This is a genomic window from Alistipes finegoldii DSM 17242, from assembly GCF_000265365.1.
Taxonomy (GTDB): domain Bacteria; phylum Bacteroidota; class Bacteroidia; order Bacteroidales; family Rikenellaceae; genus Alistipes; species Alistipes finegoldii.
On record NC_018011.1, the window covers coordinates 776,125 to 793,622 of the forward strand.

General features: G+C 42.5%; 10 protein-coding genes. 6 read left to right on the forward strand and 4 right to left on the reverse strand.

Annotated features, from left to right (window positions below; genetic code table 11):
- Positions 1-2: 2 nt before the first annotated feature.
- Complete coding sequence (gene traM, locus ALFI_RS03430; protein WP_014774771.1) at positions 3-1,211, forward strand: conjugative transposon protein TraM; 1,209 nt, start codon at positions 3-5, stop codon at positions 1,209-1,211.
- A gap of 1 nt (position 1,212) precedes the next feature.
- Positions 1,213-2,118: a conjugative transposon protein TraN gene (gene traN, locus ALFI_RS03435; RefSeq protein WP_014774772.1), complete on the forward strand. Its 906-nt coding sequence runs from the start codon at positions 1,213-1,215 to the stop codon at positions 2,116-2,118.
- Positions 2,119-2,566: 448 nt separating this feature from the next.
- On the opposite strand, the gene ALFI_RS03440 is transcribed toward traN, so the two are convergent.
- The 3 genes from ALFI_RS03440 to ALFI_RS03450 form a co-directional block, all read right to left on the reverse strand.
- Complete coding sequence (locus ALFI_RS03440; protein ID WP_014774773.1) at positions 2,567-4,477, reverse strand: ATP-binding cassette domain-containing protein; 1,911 nt, start codon at positions 4,475-4,477, stop codon at positions 2,567-2,569.
- Positions 4,474-7,362, reverse strand: coding sequence for a DUF262 domain-containing protein (locus ALFI_RS03445; protein WP_014774774.1), 2,889 nt, complete (start codon positions 7,360-7,362; stop codon positions 4,474-4,476). Before ALFI_RS03445 ends, ALFI_RS03440 begins: the two co-directional genes overlap by 4 nt.
- 653 nt (positions 7,363-8,015) lie before the next feature.
- Positions 8,016-8,933, reverse strand: a complete 918-nt coding sequence (locus ALFI_RS03450) for a hypothetical protein (protein ID WP_014774775.1) — start codon at positions 8,931-8,933, stop codon at positions 8,016-8,018.
- A 392-nt stretch (positions 8,934-9,325) separates the two neighbouring features.
- Here ALFI_RS03450 and ALFI_RS03455 point away from each other — a divergent pair, with 392 nt between their 5' ends.
- The gene (locus tag ALFI_RS03455; RefSeq protein ID WP_014774776.1) at positions 9,326-9,529 is read left to right on the forward strand and encodes a helix-turn-helix domain-containing protein; all 204 of its coding nucleotides are present in this window, start codon (positions 9,326-9,328) and stop codon (positions 9,527-9,529) included.
- A 63-nt stretch (positions 9,530-9,592) separates the two neighbouring features.
- On the opposite strand, the gene ALFI_RS03460 is transcribed toward ALFI_RS03455, so the two are convergent.
- Positions 9,593-10,561, reverse strand: coding sequence for an IS110 family RNA-guided transposase (locus ALFI_RS03460; RefSeq protein ID WP_014774638.1), 969 nt, complete (start codon positions 10,559-10,561; stop codon positions 9,593-9,595).
- A 214-nt stretch (positions 10,562-10,775) separates the two neighbouring features.
- Between ALFI_RS03460 and ALFI_RS03465 the strand changes: the two genes are divergently transcribed.
- From ALFI_RS03465 to ALFI_RS03475, 3 genes are read left to right on the forward strand one after another with little or no spacing between them, the layout of a single operon-like run.
- The gene (locus ALFI_RS03465; protein ID WP_014774777.1) at positions 10,776-12,785 is read left to right on the forward strand and encodes an HsdM family class I SAM-dependent methyltransferase; all 2,010 of its coding nucleotides are present in this window, start codon (positions 10,776-10,778) and stop codon (positions 12,783-12,785) included.
- A complete protein-coding gene (locus tag ALFI_RS16165; protein ID WP_014774778.1) occupies positions 12,782-14,098 on the forward strand; it encodes a restriction endonuclease subunit S in 1,317 nt (438 codons plus the stop codon). Before ALFI_RS03465 ends, ALFI_RS16165 begins: the two co-directional genes overlap by 4 nt.
- Before the next feature lie 14 nt (positions 14,099-14,112).
- Positions 14,113-17,439, forward strand: a complete 3,327-nt coding sequence (locus ALFI_RS03475; protein ID WP_014774779.1) for a DEAD/DEAH box helicase family protein — start codon at positions 14,113-14,115, stop codon at positions 17,437-17,439.
- Positions 17,440-17,498 lie beyond the last annotated feature (59 nt).

The following is a 17,498-nucleotide window of genomic DNA, read 5'->3' on the forward strand; positions in this document are numbered from 1 at the left end:
TTATGACAGAAAACAAGAATCCGGGAAACGACCCCTCGGCGGAGTTCGAACGGCTGCGCAAGCGCAAGGTGCTGCTCTTCGCGGCGATCCTCGGATGCATCTTCCTCGTCGCGATGTGGCTTATATTCCGACCTGCGCCCGTCAAGCCTCAAGAAGGGGCCGCGGGGATCAACACGTCGGTTCCGGACGGCAAGGCGCAGGCCACCGTCAGCGACAAACGCAAAGCCGCGGAACAGCTCCGCAGCGAGGAGCAGCAGCAGAGACGCATGATGACACTCGGCGACAACTCGTTCTCGCTGCTGGACGACGGGCTCAAACCTGCCGAGGAGCCTGCACCGGCGGACAACCCCGCACTGCGGGCCTCCGAGGCCAACCGGGCCATGCAGCGGCAGGTGCAGGGCTTCTACGCCGCTCCGCAGCGCAATGCCGAGGTCGAAGCCCTGAAAGAGCAGGTCGCAGCCCTGCAATCCCAGCTCGACGCCGAGCGGCAGCAGCCCGATCCGCTGGAACTGGCCGAGGAGCAGTACAAGCTCGCCCGGAAGTATCTCGGCGGCGGAGTGGCCGTAGATGAAGAAGCTGTTGAGCAGGCAAAGCAGCGGAAGGATTCGCGCCTGTCGGTCATGCGGCCCGTGCGGGAGGGTGAGGTCGAAGCATCGACGCTCGACACACGGGCGGATTTCACCGTCGAACGCAACTTGGGATTTCTCACGGCGGCAGGTGGCGTCGCGCATGCCGATACTCCGACCGTCAGAGCCTGCGTCGCCTCGACGCAGGTCATACGTGCCGGAAGCACCGTGCAACTGCGGTTGCTGGAAGCCGTGCGTATCGACGGAGTGACCATCCCCCGGAATACGCCGCTATACAGTCTTGCGACGATCTCCGGAATGCGGCTGCAGGTCGTGGTGTCGTCCGTCGAATACGGCGGACGGATCTTCGCCGTCGAAGCCGTAGCTTACGACATGGACGGCCAGCCGGGGCTCAACGTCCCGAACTCCCGCGAGCGGACGGCCCTCAAAGAGGCGCTGGCATCCGTCGGGCAGACTGCCGGCACGAGCGTAAACGTCACCCGTTCGGCCGGACAGCAGATGTTGTCCGAACTGGCGCGCGGAGGATTGCAGGCTTCGTCGCAGTATGTCGCCGGGAAGCTCCGCGAGGTGAAGATAACCCTCAAAGCCAACCATCAGCTATTATTGATTTCAAAACAGCAGTAAAATGAAAAGAGACCTTATTTATCTGGCCCTGATCGTCGCCGCAATCACGGCGGTAAAGGTTACGGCACGAACGACACCGGAAACGCCGGCGGAGATCCGGCCCCTGCGTATCGAAGCGGGATTCACCAAGACTGTACACATCCTCTTCCCGTCGCCCGTCACGTATATCGACATCGGCTCGATGGACATCATAGCAGGCAAGGCCGACGGGGCCGAAAACGTCGTGCGGGTGAAGGCGGCCGTGCGGAATTTCGCAGCAGAAACAAACCTGACGGTCATCACCGAAGACGGCGGATTTTTCACGTTCGATGTCCACTATGCCGAGAACCCGGTTGTCTCGACCCTCAATCTTACAGTGCAGGAACCGCAGACGGAAGGTGTGAAGAAACCGGCTGCCGCGGGCTATCCGCAGCCGACGGCCCCAGCATCCGAAGGCCGGGTGCTGCTGCGCGAGGTAGGCCGAGAGAAGCCCGCGACCATAAAACGCATGTTGAGCGACATATACCGGCAGAACCGTACGGACGTAAAGGGCATTCGCACGAAGAAGTACGGCATCGGGGTCGAGGTGCTGGGAATTTACGTCTCCAACGATGTCGTTTACATACATACTTGTATGTATAACGACACGAATATCTCTTTCGAAGTGGATGCACGACAGTTTATCGTAGCCGACAAGAAGCTCGCAAAGCGTACGGCACAGCAGCAGACACCGCTCGAAATCCTGCGCGTATGCAACGATCCGGCCGTTGTAAGGGGACATCAGCGTCAGCGGACGGTATTCGCGCTGCCCAAACTGACGATCTCCGACGACAAAGTGCTTTTGCTGGAAATCGTCGAGAAAAACGGAGCCCGCCATCAGACAGTGGAGATACCCGCAGGGGAATTGTTGGATGCGAAACTCCTGTAAAGAGACAGGCGGTCGAACCCGATGCGGAAGTTTTTATGCAGCAGTGGGAATGTTTCGAATCCGTGCGGCGATCTTACAGGAGCACTTTGCAAGAGGATATTCAGACGTGGTTCCGCACGCTGCGGCTCTGAAAGGCTGTTCGTTTCCGAACAATCAGACACCCCGGTACGGTTTTCAGACCGTACCGGGGTGTCTTTCATGCAGCTTGAGGAAACTCAATATTCATCTTCGTTGAAGAAATTTATCCGTATTGATTATCAATATATTATATCATAACCAATGAAATTTGCGCAAACAAACCGCACCGTCTGAGACGGTCTGAGGCGATGGGAGGAAAGACGGAACACACAAATTGTGTAGATAAATTAATAGCAAGGTCTGATAAAATAGTAATAATGTTAATTACCATTAAGTAATTATCGATGCATAACACTTCAAAATGCTATCATCACATTGACGCTAATATTTCATTTCGCTTTTGTACAAAAGGTTCGTAGAAATTTTTTCCTAGTAGTCTAAACACAATATCATAATCGTTATGTGCGGTCACAGCGTGTTTTTTGGTATTTACTTCAAAGTCATATATTTTCTGTAATGCCTCGTCCAATGACGCATAATAAAAATTATTATAGTTTTGCATTCTCTTATTGGGTTTGAATGGGGGGAGAATATTTCCATTTAGTTTACCTTCCATAAGCACGCACTTGCAATTGCACTTTGTCAAATGGGCTGCTCCATTTTTATCCTTATACACCCAAATATTATCATCCAATTGAATTTGATACTTCGCGAAATACGACTTGTCTGCCGTTTCGTAACGTATTTCAACTATATTATTTCGTCCTATCAGAATACGGCATCTCTTATTAAGATTTTCTATCTGACTATATAAGCCTTTAATCGCCTCTTCAACAGCAACGAGTTCATTACGATACACTTGAGCCTCTTCTTCATAATGAGACAATGGGTGTATTAATGGATGCAGGTACGACTTTATAGTCATAATTTTGACCATATCTTCACCTGTTTTAACAAACAAATCAATCAATGCCCCAATGTGTTTCGTTAGCTTATAACCAGGAATTAGTGAATAGTCATCACTCATAAATAATTCTTTTGGTAAATACTTCTCGCTAATCAATTCCTCTAACGCTTTTCTGAAATAATTGGCGGCAGCAGGTAAATCAACGGGGCGTTGACCATGCAGATATTCTTTAGCTCTATTGTATGCAGATGTTCCCACTGTCATAATAGGGACAAAAAATGATAGGCCATTATCAGTTTTTGGTAGAGAATATAGGTTAATAAATTTCCATCTGTTCCCATGGTGATTAGTAAGGAAATTCCTAGCTAGGCAATACCATGACCGATCATACGTTGCCATAATAATCTGGAAATCCTTAAACTCATGTTCCAATATATCCAATATGGCCCATCTATTCGATGAGTCAATACCTATAAAAATATCATCCAAGAACATCAAATGCAATTCCTTGCCAGGATTTGCCTTCAGAGCTGCTAGATAAAGACAAATAGCGATTGCAGATAGTCTTGCTTCGTTCAGCCCTTCCGTAAAACCTTTGATTGAAGAACTTCCAATTGAAATTTTTAATCTTAGGTCTTGTTCTATTTTCCATGCACCTTTCCCTTTAGTCCCGTAATCAAAAGACATAGATTTTAAGTCATAATCTATATGTAGCGCAAAATTGTTAAAATAATGTACCAAATAATTGTTTACCTCTTTAAACAAACTATCCAAGACAGACCTTAAGACCTTTTCAAATTTAACAAGTTTTTGGAGTCCTCGTTGATGTCTTACTTCATTGCGATTATATACATTGAATATATCTTGCTTGATTTGTTTCCATTCCAACGCTAAAGAACTATTTAATCCTTGGGCTGAGGCAACATGATCTTTTAATAGATGTTCAATAAAGAAATTAAACAGATTAGGGTTGTCATCTTCATACAAGTATACTTTCAGTAGGTCTTTGTAATTTAGAAAACCTTTTGTCAATGCTAATGACTTCAGAAATGCAGTACCTGCCACACTTGTATTGTCAACACCTTCTGCGTATCTATATTTCACAATATTATCAACTTCTCCCGTTATATCATTGTAATCACCTATGGTTAGAATTACTTCACCGGCAACTCCAGCAGGTTTATAACGGTTGGTAGTATAACTTACATGTGAATAGAAACTCTGAATAAAATCATTCAACGACTTATATAATGACGTCTTTCCACTACCATTTTCACCATACAATAGTACATTCTCTCCTTTCTCCATTGAGAATGTCAATCGGTCATAGTAAGCTCGTGAATTTTCTATCTCAATTTTTGTAATCTTTTTCATTTTTCTTCAAGAGAACCTTTTACACCTTTAGCTGCTATCAACTCTTCCATCAAACCACCACGTTCATGTATAATATGATTATATGACTTTGAAATGAATTCTTCCTTGTTTTGGTCGGGTACATCTTCTAATGCCATAGCACTATTTATCAGCCTAACATTCTGATAATTAAATAACTTCTGATTGATAACTTCCTCGACCATATAGTCTAGCACATTTACAAAAAAGCTACTCTGAATGTATTCAGGTGTTTTTGTATAATTCATCATTTTATCAAATACTTTCTGGATAGATAGAGGCACATATGGTATCATGATATCCTTTAGGCTCACCACAGAAACATTCCGACTACGAAAATCATATTCCCTATATACATAGCTACTTTGCAACATAGCAGCTATATAACTCTGACAAAATCCTAAACGGTTAATATGACAACCATAATATGCTTCAACATTTTCAGGACGTTCATACCTTATTTGAATCTGATCTTTGATCTTATTATCACGTTTTACATAAAAATCCACTTCCGCTGAATTCTTGAGACTATCTCCGTCAAAAGCAATAAAATCCATAATATCACCAAGACGAATTTTTACGACCTCTAAATCTTCGTTATTCTTATATTGCGTACGGAAATCATCCACCATCTTGATAAAATCTGTCCTCTTAATATCAGACGACATTGCCTTGAAAAGTTCTTTTGTTTTTACTATTATCTCCTTTTGTTTCTTGCAAAAATTTTCCCGGTCTAGTCCATTAAAAAAATACCACAGTGCATAAAAACTTTGTTGGGTACGTCTATTGTTCTCTATTCCCAACAACATGTCGAGATTTTTGCTTAGTGTTTTTTCAGAACTATCACCTTCATCCGACAACAGCAATTTCAAATTACGAACAAAAGTAAATTCCAAATCATTTACAGCAGCAACAAATGCATCTTTCTTTTTAGTATTTTCTAGAACTTTTGATATGTCTCCTTTTGAACGCAGGCGAATAGCAATACGTCCCCCTATCTTATAAATATCAAGCGGTCCATTTTCCGTTAGATCACATCCGTTCTGCTTAAGATAGTTAAAGTATGAAAGCACCGAATAATTGTTTTCATTCTCCATGCGCGTACTTGTTTTACGCATAAAAAACCAACTTGCGTTATTTCGATACGACGACTTAATTGTATTAATCAAGTCTCTATCCAAGTACGAGTTCCACATTTCAAATGTATCGTCCTTAATCGGATATGGCTTGTTATTCAGACGAATAAATAAGTCTAAAGGTTCGAAATCGGGATTATTCTTTTCGTTTATTTCTATCACCCATAGGTCAAAGCTGGTAATTTTATCTTGTAAATCTTCATCTAATTGAGCAAAACATTTACCATTCAGATCTGTTAAAATACTGTCTTTCAACAATAGGGCAAAGCCATCTTTATTCGATTTTACCATCTGCCCTTCTTCGTTTAGATATTTCCTGCCCAAAAAGGCCAAAATACTCAGAATTCGCTGTTGGCCGTCTATAACCTCGCTTATGCCATCCTTGCTTTTAAATATAAAAATGGGGGGCAGTTTTATGCCTAATAATAGACTTTCAATAATTTCGGATGATTTTTTCCTATTGATTACCTCCTCTCGCTGGTAAGGAGGACGTACAAGAAAACGACTGCGAGCCATAAGCCGGCAGATGTCATCGATAGTATATGTAGTAGGTTCAGGTTTATTGATACGAAGCTCCTGATAGTTAGTTGTTCCACCGTGTTTAACCTGATTTAGTTCATAGTTCTTATGTTTAAATTGTTCATTGGTTTCAATATATAGATTTTTATTGATGCCATAAACCTTTTCAATATAACAGGCCATTACGTTATATCTGTCAATAATCTGCTGTGAGAATGAACTTCTCACCATCGCAAAAGCACGTAAGTTATTTAAAATGTGCTTGGAAAACTCTGTTAATTCAGTTGAGTTCTTTTTAGGTAATTGTATGGCATTGTCTTCCAATATGGAAAATGCCCAAAATAGAACTTCAGACATAAGTCTATTATATGGCATTTCCTTATTGTCTACGGCCATTCGTATCTCATCAAGAATATCAAGTTTCTTCTTGAATGAAACGAACAAGTCTTCAAACTGATCAGATCTTATCTGCGAGGACAATAAATCATAGTACTTATCGGTAATCTTTTGCTTGGCCTTTGAATAGTATTTGATAGGTATCTTATGGATAACGAGTAACTGACGTATCTTCTGAAGTAACACCTCCACTTTTTTGTCTTCATACTTAAAGAGCCTGTCAAATTGTTCGTGCAATTTCAGATCCTTTAACTTCTCCTTAAAGAAGAGATTCAGATCATCATCAAAATAAATAGCTTTATCTATCTCAAGATTTTTTAATGGAGTAATACCTGAATTGTAACGTTTAAATATCTCTTGTTTAACGGAATCTTCATCCAATTGTGTCAACCCATCATACGAGGCAAAACTGAACTCAATCACACGCAACTTAGTATCAAGAAAATCGTTCTTGAGCTGCTCTGGCAATGAACCGAACGTCTTCTTGTCAATATTCAACACGTCTAGCTTCTTTAGACCAGCTTTACTTAAACGGAGTTCGCCATTTAAGAATTTTAAAATGGTTTCGTAGCGTTGTCTTCCATCTATGATTTCTGCACCTTTTTTATTGCGAAAGAAAATGAGTGGCGGAATCTCTGTACCGATCAGAATACTTTCCAAAAAGTATGTAGCCTTCTCTCCATCCCACACATAATTACGCTGGTAAGGTGGAGCATACTGCGTTTTTTTTACTTTATCTTCATTGAATAGACTATCTATCGTAACTACTTTAGAGTCTTTTGCCAGCCTGTTTACAAATATTTCCGTTAAGTTCATATTCTCTTTTTCTATAAATTAATACGTCTAGTAAATGCAAAAACAGTAGTTAAACCCCTGATTGTTACTCAATATAATATGCATTTACTTAATCTATTATTTTCGGTTCAGGATCCCAATAGGACAAAGATATTCATATGCTTCGTGCCACTTGGCTATTTCTAGAATGCTCAAACTTAACGAGATGCATTTGGGACGGATTGATCTCGTTCCTAATATGCTATCAATAGCGCTCCAAAGAAAATAACGTACCTTTCGTCCCATACTGAAAAAATGTTTAAAATTTAACAACAGGGGTCCTATACTCACGAACTCTTGTAAAGGTATGAAATTTGTCGAAACAAATCCTGGTTTCCTTAAAAAAATATTTTTGAGATCTAACCCTCGATTTTGAGAAAAAAACGTAATTTATCCAAACAAACCGCAACATCTGAAGCGGACTGGGCAATGGAAGGCAATAGTGGATAAACAAATACTTTTGTATTCAATTAGGCAATTATAGTATATATTAGAAGTCTCATATAATTCTAGGCTATATTTAATATAACTTTTGGGCTGAGTAGTACTCTATATTTCTGTAATTATCAGTATATAAAATAGCAATGGCAATATGACACAATAAAGTTCTCGCAAAAATTAAATATCACATAATATTAAATATTCAGAGTAGGTACCAAATATTGAGGATAATCATTTAAATGAGACTTCCAACAGCAAATAGTTTTTTGATTCTGTTGATGGGCTAATTGCGACAAAAATGATTTAACTGCTCTCTCTTGATTCCGAGTAACCCATGGGTCTAGAACTATTTCATCAATCAAATCATACCAATTGTCTATTTTTCTTCCAATTATATTATCTTGATGCCTAGAACAAAATTCGCTATCAACTTGCATAATAAGTCGAACTTCTTGTTCTTGTTGATATGGCATCCTTTTTTGCAAAAGAAACAAAACCTGTTGTAAACCGGTTTGGTCCATTAACTGAGTAGGATTTGTTATCGTAAACTTTTCAATAGCTTCACTATCAAGATATTCTACTTTACCGATAAAGTATGTCATTATATTGAATGTGTTTTCCACAAGATTGTTTAAAGAATAAAACATTGCCCCCAAAAGTTTCCGTGGTGTAGATCTCACTTTCACCCAAATCTCGCCATTGTCATCATCGTTTATATTGTCATAGCAGCTGTTGGTATGTTGTTTATTAACTTGCCATTGTAATGACGATTCTTCGATAATAGTCCAGCATTGGGCATAATATTGATCCGCAAGGTTTGATATTTCAATATCCATGTCACTTTTTATACTATGGACTCTATCACACTTAAAGATGAATTGCTCAAACTTATCTTGCCATAAACATGGACGTACCAATATCCATTCATGCATAGGTTCGGAATAAAACTGTTGTAAATATTCCCATTTCATATAACGATATATAGGAGTATCTATATCAATATTAATAGAGTTAACCCATATCTCCTTCTCTTTTCCATCGGCAGAAGATACAGGATTGCCACCTGATTCTATAATATATCTATGTCTTTCGTTTGCATCAAATGGATTCATGTTTTTTATTCTCCAATATTGAATTAATGTTCTTATTATCAATAATATAATGACGAGACTTCATGAATTGACATCGTAGAGTTCCCGTAAAATTATGGAAACTTGATTGTCTTTATTACAATCTAAGATTCTTTAATACAGGAAAGGATGTAGCTATTCGAAATAATAGAACATTCTTTTAATTTAATTTCATTTCTCTTCGCATCTGCTTCACGTTCATCACCGGTATACAACTTATTTGACAGTTGTGAAAATTCTGTGTTATATTGTGGATTTGCAAGGATTTCCTCTTGTATATTATTGTATAAGTTTATTAGATTACAAAGATAGTGAAACCAATCGGCACATCGAATATAATTCGCTATATTTGCGCTATTCAATCAAGGCATAATATGAAATTAAATAGGATAAAAGCCGTTCTGGCAGAGAAAGGTATCTCTCAGACATGGCTGGCAAAGCAGCTTAACAAGAGTTTCAGTATGGTTAATGCCTATGCCTGCAATAGGATCCAACCAAACCTTGAGACCCTTCAGCAAATAGCTGTCATCCTGCAAGTTGACTTGAAAGACCTAATCACAGACAAAGAAGAACGATAGTAGAATTACGAACTATATTAAAAAATGCGGAAAAAGAGTAATAATATCGGAGAATGGTTCCTACTAAGGTCTGTTGGAGACGAATCCGTCGATATACTCTTTATCGTGCGCGACAACAGCAAAAGCCTGCCTGATGAGCTTGTTTGCGACAGCGATCATAGCGAGTTTTCCCGATTTTCCGTTTTGCCTGAGCCTCGTATAGGTCTCTTTGCATTGGGCATTGAACCTACTGGCAGGCCAAGCGGCGATATAGAGAAGTCCTCTAGTGTATGCGTCTCCGTTTCGGTTGATATGCCCTTTGATGTTTACCGAAGTTCCGGACTGTTCGTAAGTGGGACAAATTCCGAGATACCGGGACACCTGCTTGGCATTTTGGAAGTAGGTAAAGCCTCCAGTAGTGATGATGAGCGCCGTGGCAAGCGTTATGCCTATCCCTTTGATGGTCGTCAGCAGCGCGAGTTGTCGGCTGAACTCCACTTCGACAAGATCCGTGAGTTCCGCCTGGAGCCTGTCACGCTTCTTTTCAAGGAACTTGATAGTTTCGTCTACGGTATGAGTTGCACCTTTGTCCGGGACAGGCAGACATGCAAGAGAGCCACGAAGGTTCGACATGGCGGTAATCTGCTTAGTAAGTTGGCGAATGACGGTTCTTTTCTGTCGGAGCCGCAGGATGGCCTCTCCCTGTACCTTGAAAGGACGCGGGTTCATCTTCTCTCCGTACAAGGTAATGAGTCGTGCATCGCTCTTATCGGTCTTGACCGTAGAGAGCAAGGCTTTGGCGAAGTTCTTTACCTTCAGCGGATTCTCCATGCTGACAGTAATTCCGGCGACATTGAGCATATACAGCAGCAAGGCGCTGTAATTCCCTGTCGCCTCCATAACACAGTGGATACTGCCGTCTTTGGGGAGAGTCCCGATAAACTGTCTGATACCAGCGGTCGTGTTGTTAAAAGTACGGATCTCCCCGCCTTTGTCGGAGGAGTAAGCTACCACGAATGTAGCCTTGCTCACGTCGATTCCAATGTACCTCATGGCCGTTCATTTTTTGGTTTTAACGACATCGCTTACATCTTGGTCCTTCATTGCGAATACGGGCTCAGACACCTTACGAACTATCCGGATTCTGATGTAAAGAGTATGGGGTCAGAACATAATTCCCGGTTTAGAAAACCAATGAGAGATCGGACTTATTCCATACTCTGATGTCTTAACTATTCAAATTTAATTAACTAATTACAAATATACAATGAAAGATATATTATCATACGAATCCGACATTTGGTCGTGCGCCGATTTACTCATATCATCGGGAATCAAGCAAAGCAAATTTCCTGATTACATGATGCCATTCTTCGCTCTCATCATGCTCGAAGGGCGTATGCGAAATGAAATGGCAGATATTGAAGCCTCCGAGGGCCTGACCCGTGAGAACAACCTGCAGGAATTTATCGAAGCGTTCCGAGACCGTGAGTGTGGATATAACGACTACATTGTTCGCGAAGGTAAAACACTGTCCACCATTTGCAATAATGACAAGACATTTGAACAGGATTTCCGAAGTTATCTGGCAGGCTTTGATGGGACGCTCAAAGAATTGCTCGGTATCGAGCGTGGTACCGACGACAGCAAATACCTCAATCTGGACGGCATGGTTGCCGAGTTGCGGAAGAAAGGTATTCTGATGCAGTATATCACCCAATGGTCTCAAATAGATCTTTCTCACTACAACAACTCGGAAATAACCACTCTCGAGGAGCATATCAAACGCAAATGGGCCGACATATCGGCAGAAACGGCCGGAGAGCAGTACACCCCGGAAGATATTATTTCGCTGATTGCCGAAATCGTTGCAGCGAAGATCGATATCTCCACCGATGACTTTGTACATATCTACGACCCGACGTGCGGTGGAGCCAACCTGCTGTTCGGCGTTGTGGACCGTTTGCGCGATAAAGCCGGCTACAAATATATAGCTGCTCACGGTTGCGACTGGAACGATGCACTATACGCATTGGCGAAGATCGAATCGTTGTTCCGCGAGAATACCGAAATCAAATATGGCAATACCCTAACCTCTCTGCCGTTCAAGGGCAAAGAGTTTGACGTCGTTGTAGCCAACCCTCCCTACGGAATTCCGTGGAAAGGTTATGAGAAAGAGATTCGGAACGACCAAACCGGACAGTTTTCATTCCTGCCTACGGTGAGCGACGGGCAATTGCTCTTCTTGCAGCATAACGCTTGGCATCTGCACGAAGATAAAGGTATTGTCGTAGAAGTAAACAACGGCTCGTCGCTGTTCAGCGGTGATGCCGGCAGCGGCGAGAGCAATATCCGCAAATATCTTTTCGACAACGATTGGGTCGAGGCCATTATCCAAATGCCGTCTGACGAGTTCTTCAATACGGGTATCGTCACCTATTTGTGGATTCTCAACAAGAATAAACCGGCAGAACGAAAAGATAAGGTAATCCTTATCAACGCAGCCGATCTTTGGCAGCCGTTGAAGAAAAACAAGGGTTCGAAACGCAAGGAGATGAACCCCGAGCATCGTGCAGCCATTGTCCGTGCATTGGTTGAATTCAAGGATTGCGCTATTGCCAAAGTTTACGACAAATGGCATTTCTATTTCAACAAGCAGTCTGTCGTTCTTACCGAGACCGACAGCGAAGGACGCTATGTTAGTAAGACACTCAATACAGACGGAAAGCCCTATAATATCAAGAACATTACGTCTTACTGTCAGGATGGGACTTGGATATGGCCGCAGGATAATGACGCCGAATCATTAAAACTTCGAAACTCTGTACTTCACCATTTCGGGATCAATGCCTGGTCTGTCGTGATTTGTTCCGATGCGATTTATTGGGTAGATAAAGAAAACCACGAAATCATGCGCACCACATACGCCGGAGAGCATGAGTGTCTGGGTAATGGTGCTATCAACGTACAGTTCGGCTATAATAAACGCCGGGAAGAGCATACCATATCTGCCAAAATTGTTGATTGTACGACCAAGGACTCGGAGATTATTCCGTTCGACCCCAATCCCGAAGTCAATGAACAAGGCATCAAGGATTTTCTCCAACGCTATATCTACAAGCCCTATACGATTGGTGAGAATGTCGTGGGTGTCGAGGTGAATTTCAACAAGGAATTCTATGTTCCCGAGACCGTTGAACCGGTAGATTCCATCCTTGCCGAAATCTCGGATATTGACAAGGCAATCGCAAATCTTGAAAAGGAATTAGGGTTATGATCTCTATTTTTACTGTATATTCGGATATATGCAAAAAATCGGCGCCTGCTCATTGGCAGATCCGTCGATTCAAAGACATCATAACCTCATCTCGAAGTGGAATATGGGGTGATGAAGAAAAGGGAGATGCCAATGATATAGTATGTTATCGTGTTGCAGATTTCGATTATTCTAATCTATGTCTTAAGTTCGACAATATTACATATCGCAATGTATTGCCGGAACAAGCTAATGAGAAATTGCTGTCTGAAGGCGATTTATTGTTAGAGAAATCAGGTGGTGGAGAAAAGATGCCTGTCGGACGTGTCGTGCTTGTTAATTCCCCGCAAAGGGCTGTATGTTCTAATTTTATTCAAGCTCTATCGGTGAATAAAAAGCAATCTGCGCGGTTTGTTCTATATTTATTTCATTCAATATATTCCAACCGAATAAATACGTTATTCTTCAACCAAACCACTGGTATCCAAAATCTAAAAACAGCTCATTACCTTGCCCAAGAGATTTTTTTACCACCTTATTCGGAGCAGGAGGCAATTGCGGCATATTTGGATAAGGAGTGTGAGAAGATTGGTCGAAAAATAGAACTGTTGGAGCGCAAAGCCGATGCTTACAGCCGACTTCGTCGCTCCCTGATCAACCGCGCCGTCACCCGTGGATTGGATCCCAATGTTTCATTAAAACCATCTAATATTGAGTGGGTCGGAGATATTCCTGTACATTGGACAATATCGCGATTTGCATATTTTTTTGCGGAACATAATATCTCAAACAAAGGGGTGAATCATCAAAACCTTCTCTCCTTGAGTTTTGGGAAAATTATTCGTAAAAATATAGACTCCTGCGATGGACTTTTGCCAGCAACATTTGAGACTTATCAAATCGTAGAACCGGGTAATATAATTTTTCGTTTTACTGATTTACAAAACGATCATAAAAGCCTGAGAGTCGGTTTAGTTAATGAAGAAGGGATCATTACATCAGCCTATACTTGTGTACAAGGGAATAAAGAGACATTACCAAAATTCGCGTTCTACATGCTACACTCGTATGATATAAAAAAGGTTTTTTACAAACTTGGTGGAGGAATGCGCCAATCTTTAAATTATAGGACAATAAAAGACATGAAAGTTGTCTTTCCTCCAATTGATGAGCAAAAAGAGATTGCCGTATATCTGGATGAGAAGTGCGCAAAGATTGATGCCATCCTTGAAAAGATAAATACCGAAGTAGAGCGTCTGAAGGAGCTGAAACGCTCCCTGATAAATGAAGTAGTAACCGGCCAGCGAGCCATCGAGACAGAATCGCGCTCCTAAAACTACATTGGATTATGACCGAACTTGAGTTGCAAAGTGAATATGTAATGGACTTTTTCTGCCGTCGTGCAGATGGTCTTGGTTTTCGTGAAATAAAGAATAATGCCGTTTCGCCCGATTTGTTTATTCCGGCCAATCTGTATGAGTTCCTGAAAGAGAATTCGCGCAAGGCATGGAACAACCTGCTCAAAAAGAGCGAATACAATGGCGACGAGCAAAAATTGCTTCGGGCCATTATGGATATGATTCGCGAGAAGATTGAGGCGAGTGCCAACGTGGCAATCTTCCTGAATAAAAACCGAACCATTACATTCGAAGGCGAAACTCTGCAACTTATTTATGTCAGTGGTTCGGAATTGCGCGGCGATGAGGACTTCAACAAAAACATCTTTGCGGCTGTCGAGGAGATGAGTTATTCATTCCACCACGACGCCAAAAAGATATTCGCATTTCGCCCCGACCTGTCGTTCTTTGTCAACGGCATTTTTCTCGGCTACGCCGAATTGAAGAGCAACTTCACCAATCAGACGGCTAAAACGAACGGCAGGAACAAAATCATTACCGACTACCTCGAAGCCGTGTGGGAATATACCAAGATTGCCAATGGCAATGATGTATCGCAAACGCTTCGTCGTCGCATGCTCCGGCCGTTTGAGAAATCGATTCACCTCGTAACCACGGACATCACGGACACATACATACTGCGGGATCCGGGACAGTTCTTTGATGAAGCAAAGCGAGGTTTTCAAGATAATACCATCTCGATCTCTTCTTTCCGTCCGGTGGTGGAGAAGGTATTCAAACCCCTCCCCATAAAGCAGGTGGAGGCAACCGATCCGCGCGTTCGCTTCGAAGAGGCAATGCGTTCGCTCTACTCCAAGAAGATGATCGAGAAAGAGATCCTCTACTACAACTTCATGGCCTACACCTATAAGACCGTAACGTCTGTTGTGAATGGCCATAAAGTACAGAAGAAGGAGTATAAGGACAAAACAGGTCGTCTGATATGTCCGCGTCCGAAGCAGAAATTCGGCTGCGACCGGATCATGGAGCGTGTTCAGGAATTTCTGGACCACGAAAATGAACCCTTGTATTTTATCAACCGACTGCGGGCCGAACTGCAAGCACTCAATGCGCCACAGGACCTGATAGACCGCGTAGTGGCCGAGAGAGACAGTTATTGCAACAACAAATATGTCTATTCACTCTTGTTGCAATATGCTGCAGGATTCGGCAAGAGCAACATAATAGGTTGGACAGCGCTGCAACTCAAAGATCTGCGTTATAAAGGCGAATGGGTCTATAACAAGATTCTGCTCGTTGTCGATCGTTTGCAATTGCGCGACCAGCTCGACTCGATGATGCTCAACATGAACATCGACAAGGCCATGTTCGTAGAGGCGACCGACCAGGACACCTTTGTGAAGGCGTTGAGCGACAAACGCCGTATCATCGTCGTGAACATTCAGAAATTCTGGGAACTCAAGAAAGCCATCGAAAAAGCCGGCAAGGATTTCAAGAATATGCGCGTGGCTTTTCTTATTGATGAGGTACACCGCTCAAACACCGATGATGTTCATCAGGAGATGTATTCGGCGTTCGATGAACTGCAGGACATTTTTGATGAGGACGGAGGGTTTATCACAAAAGGTTCTACAAAGAAGAATCTGATTGTCGGTTTCACGGCAACTCCTAGCGACCGAGTATTGGCTCGTTTTGGCGAATTTCACAGAAGTACCAACTTTATTAATCAGCTATGGAAGCCATTCGATTCATACACCATGAAGGAGGCCATAGCAGACAGTTACATTCTTGATCCGACGAAACATATTATTCCCGTACCTGCAAAAATGTATTTTGAACTCCCCAATGGCGTTATGCAGGCTATAACGGCAGCCATGAATTCGGGACAGGAGGAACGGGTATCATTCGCCAAAAAGCAAATATACGAGAACCCGGACCGAATGAAAGCAATTGCCGAGTTCGTGGTCAATCGGCTGCTTTCATTGGTTTACGGGAAAATTCGTGGCACGGGAAAAGCCATGCTTGCGGTTAGCTCTATTCCGATTGCTATTCAGTACTGTAAAATCATTCGTCGGTTGATGGCGGAGAAGACTGCATCGGGAACTTTTGCCAAATATTCCGATGCACCTGTCGCTATCGTCTACTCCGATAATCAAAAGTACGAGAAATGTTCGTCGATGAATGGCGGTGTGACAGAGGATAAGGTGATAGACAACTTCAAGACGGCAAAAAACGGGCTTATCATTGTTGTTGATAAGCTGCAAACGGGGTTTGACGAGCCCAAGCTACACACGCTGTTTCTCGATAAGGAGATTCGCGACATTAATGCCATTCAGACAATCTCGCGCGTAAATCGCAAGGCCAAGTACAAAGAAGAGTGCCATATTATAGACTTCTCATTTGGCAACGTCAACGAAAAGAATATTCGGGATGCTTTTGCCAAGTTCTGTGGTATGGTTATCACGGACTTTGATCCGCTTCGTGAGAAGGCGATTATTCAGGAGCTGTATCGAGAATTATTGGCACAACCAATCTATATCAAGTGGTTCGAGCGATATAAATCGTCTGTCAATAATGCAGAGGCCAATGCCCAGCTATGTCTCGATATGGACGCTGACATTCGGGCGTGGATCAAGAATGTAATGGAGGCGCATGCACAATACACGCAGGATCTTAAAACGCATAGCGAGGAAACGGCCTCCACAAGCGACGATGATCCAGCAAAAGCACTACGCAAAACCATCGGCCGGTACAACTCTCTGCTGGTTCTCTTGCAAGGTGTAATCGAATTGGATGCTCAATTTAAAGATGCCGTATTTATTGACTTCTGGCAGCGATACTGCAATATTTATCGCTCTATATTTGAGCAGAAAGATTCTATTGGCTCAATACACACCACCTTCGACGGAGAAATCGGGTTGCTCGTGAGTGATGAGGTTGAGATTGAAGAGCCTCAGGAACAAGACGACGCTCCCGAAAACTCCAGAAGCAAGAAAAATACGGGAGAGAACCGAGGTGGATTAGCCTCGATATTCGATACCCTTGCCCGACTAAACGCAACTGAGCAAGAACGAGAACAAGAGATACAATTCTACTTTACAAAGACAAACGAATTTTATGAGTTTCTAAAGTCCGACGGACGGTTTATGGCAATGTTACGCAGTCCGAATTTTTCGCGTGATGAAATAGAAAAAGAGTACAACAAACTGATTCGTCGCTTTCTTCGCCAGGCTGAAGATGTTAAGATAAAGAAACTTATTGACGAGAATAAGGAGATGTTTCTTGAGGACTTCAAGAACAAGATAGTCAATGAATGAGACTGTAAACTTGGGGTATTTAGTAAAGAATTTCATAACTTTATAAACACGCTTTAGTT

Excerpts from the sequence above, each read along its gene's own strand:
- traM (WP_014774771.1), top strand. The coding sequence starts at position 3 with ATGACAGAAAACAAGAATCCGGGAAACGACCCCTCGGCGGAGTTCGAA.
- ALFI_RS03475 (WP_014774779.1), top strand. The coding sequence starts at position 14,113 with ATGACCGAACTTGAGTTGCAAAGTGAATATGTAATGGACTTTTTCTGC.
- ALFI_RS16165 (WP_014774778.1), top strand. The coding sequence starts at position 12,782 with ATGATCTCTATTTTTACTGTATATTCGGATATATGCAAAAAATCGGCG.
- ALFI_RS03450 (WP_014774775.1), bottom strand. The coding sequence starts at position 8,933 with ATGAATCCATTTGATGCAAACGAAAGACATAGATATATTATAGAATCA.
- ALFI_RS03455 (WP_014774776.1), top strand. The coding sequence starts at position 9,326 with ATGAAATTAAATAGGATAAAAGCCGTTCTGGCAGAGAAAGGTATCTCT.
- ALFI_RS03465 (WP_014774777.1), top strand. The coding sequence starts at position 10,776 with ATGAAAGATATATTATCATACGAATCCGACATTTGGTCGTGCGCCGAT.
- ALFI_RS03440 (WP_014774773.1), bottom strand. The coding sequence starts at position 4,477 with ATGAAAAAGATTACAAAAATTGAGATAGAAAATTCACGAGCTTACTAT.
- ALFI_RS03460 (WP_014774638.1), bottom strand. The coding sequence starts at position 10,561 with ATGAGGTACATTGGAATCGACGTGAGCAAGGCTACATTCGTGGTAGCT.
- traN (WP_014774772.1), top strand. The coding sequence starts at position 1,213 with ATGAAAAGAGACCTTATTTATCTGGCCCTGATCGTCGCCGCAATCACG.
- ALFI_RS03445 (WP_014774774.1), bottom strand. The coding sequence starts at position 7,362 with ATGAACTTAACGGAAATATTTGTAAACAGGCTGGCAAAAGACTCTAAA.